Origin of the sequence: Thermogutta sp. (assembly GCF_014359955.1) — a bacterium.
Taxonomy (GTDB): Bacteria; Planctomycetota; Planctomycetia; order Pirellulales; family Thermoguttaceae; genus Thermogutta.
On record NZ_JACIYL010000792.1, the window covers coordinates 1 to 1,996 of the forward strand.

General features: G+C 57.7%; 3 protein-coding genes. 1 reads left to right on the forward strand and 2 read right to left on the reverse strand.

What is annotated here, in order from left to right:
• Positions 1-297, reverse strand: a 297-nt coding sequence (locus H5U08_RS17010; RefSeq protein WP_297035810.1) for a hypothetical protein, incomplete at its 3' end; no start/stop codon positions are given.
• A gap of 246 nt (positions 298-543) precedes the next feature.
• Complete coding sequence (locus tag H5U08_RS17015) at positions 544-993, reverse strand: hemerythrin domain-containing protein (protein ID WP_297035812.1); 450 nt, start codon at positions 991-993, stop codon at positions 544-546.
• A 493-nt stretch (positions 994-1,486) separates the two neighbouring features.
• Between H5U08_RS17015 and H5U08_RS17020 the strand changes: the two genes are divergently transcribed.
• The coding region (locus tag H5U08_RS17020) for a beta-ketoacyl synthase N-terminal-like domain-containing protein (RefSeq protein ID WP_297035815.1) at positions 1,487-1,996 on the forward strand (510 nt) is incomplete at its 3' end.

Sequence of the window (1,996 nt, forward strand, 5' to 3'; positions counted from 1 at the left end):
GGGTATCGTTTCTGACGTCGCATCTTGTGTGCTGACGCCGGTGATCTTCTTCGGATATCCCTTATCTACGTGGACGAGATGGCTGGAGGGAGAAACGGCTCCCACCGCCGAGCGTGACACCGGCGGTCGCGTTTGGAGAATGGAGCCTGCGCGATAGTGTGAAGAGGCGATGGGACGCCCGTGCTCGTCGAGGACGGGGCCGGCCTCATCGTAGGGGCTGCAGCACATCCGGCAGCCCAGCACGGTCACAAGCCCCGCTGCAAAAAACCAGGCAGTAATCACACGAACGTATTGCATGGGTGTTTCGACCTTTTACCTCGGCGGGGTCATATCCCGGAAGGACTTCCTCCCCGTAATTCATTCGGTCGAACAACCCGCAAAATCCATAAAATCTGCCTGGCTTCCACCGGTAGAGTCGGCCTTTTTGGCGATTGGCGAGTTTTGGGGAAATACACAACGAGGCCTGTCCGCGGCGATTGCCGACAGCACCGCCACGGGGCGACGGCCACATCCACGGAGGCTCGGCAGGCCCCGGGCAAAAGCTCAGTCCTTGGCTCCAAAATCGGATAAAAAGGCTTCCTGGATGAGGAGGTTCTCCTCGTGTTCGTGCTGGGCGATGGCTTTCTCGAATTCCAGGAAGGCCTCTTTGGCCGTTGCCCACCAAACTTGAGGATCGACTCCGTCGGCGCATGTTTTGCCACAATAAGACTGGAGGAGATCGAGGATCGCCTGGTGCTGGCTTTCCAGGGCCTTGGCCCGTTCCACGAGATGAGGGGCCACCAGGACGGCCTCGGAGAAATAGCCACCTTCTTCCTCGTACCGGAAGTGGTCCGCCAGCAGTCGACAGAGGAATTTGGTCTTTTCGGCGATGGCGCAGCAATCTGTGGTGCGATTGAGGATCGCCTCCTTGATCTCGCCGATGATCTGCTCGATCTGGCGATGTTGTTCGAGCAGGGCCTGGACGCTGGCAGTCGTGGGGCGTGAGACGTTCATGATAGTCCCTCCCAAGAAGTTCAGGTTTTCCCGGAATTGTCAAGCCACCATCGTGCTTGATGGCACCGGCCCATCCTTCAGGCCGTGCCCTGTCCCATCCGTTCCCGTTCCACCGTTAATTGTGACAGTCGGAATCTCTGTCGTCAAACGTTATCCTGGCGTTCCCGTGATGATGCAGTTCCCGATCTGGGAGCGAATTGGCCCCTGTCGTTTTGGCGGTCGGTGTGCGAATTGTCACGTGTCGTCAATGTTTTTCGCCGATAAGAAGTGGATGAACTCCCCTTGGGGATCTCCCCGGTTACGGGCCGGATATATCGGATATACTGGAATTTTCCCCAGGACCTGTGGTAGTTTAGGTAAAATATTCGTTCTGGTGTGAGCGGTGGCCTGGTTCGCGCCGCGCTCAGCGTTTTTATTACAGGCGAATTGCGAAAAAAGTTCGTGGCTATCCCACCGGGAGGGAACAAAACCCTGCTTTGTGTGTCAATGACGCATGCTTTCAACGGATATCGTCATTAGTGGAATTGGGATCGTCAGCCCGATTGGAATCGGCGTGGAGGCCTTCACGGATTCTCTGCTGGCCGGTCGGTCGGGCGTAGAGCGGATTCAGTTATTTGATCCGTCGGGGCTTCCAGTCCGGTCAGCCGCAGAGATCAAAGATTTCGATCCGCGGAAATTCGTTCCCAATCGAAAAGCGCTCAAGGTGATGGCCCGGGATGCCCAGCTCGGGGTGGCCGCCGCGATGCTGGCCTGGAAGGACGGAGGGCTGGAGACGGCTGGGTTGGATCCCGATCGGGTCGGCATAGTGTTGGGGGCGGATCGAATTTGCGGCGCCCTGGAGGACAGTGAGCCCACCTATCGCGCCTGTATGGTGGATGGCCGATTCGACTTTGATCGTTGGGCGCCCCAGGGGATGCCGGCAACCTTTCCCCTGGTCTTTCTCAAGGTTTTGCCCAACATGATCGCTTCTCATATTTCGATCGTTCTCGATGCCAGAGGCCCC

Bases quoted from the DNA above. Each gene is read 5' to 3' on its own strand.
- H5U08_RS17015 (WP_297035812.1), bottom strand. From the start codon at position 993: ATGAACGTCTCACGCCCCACGACTGCCAGCGTCCAGGCCCTGCTCGAA.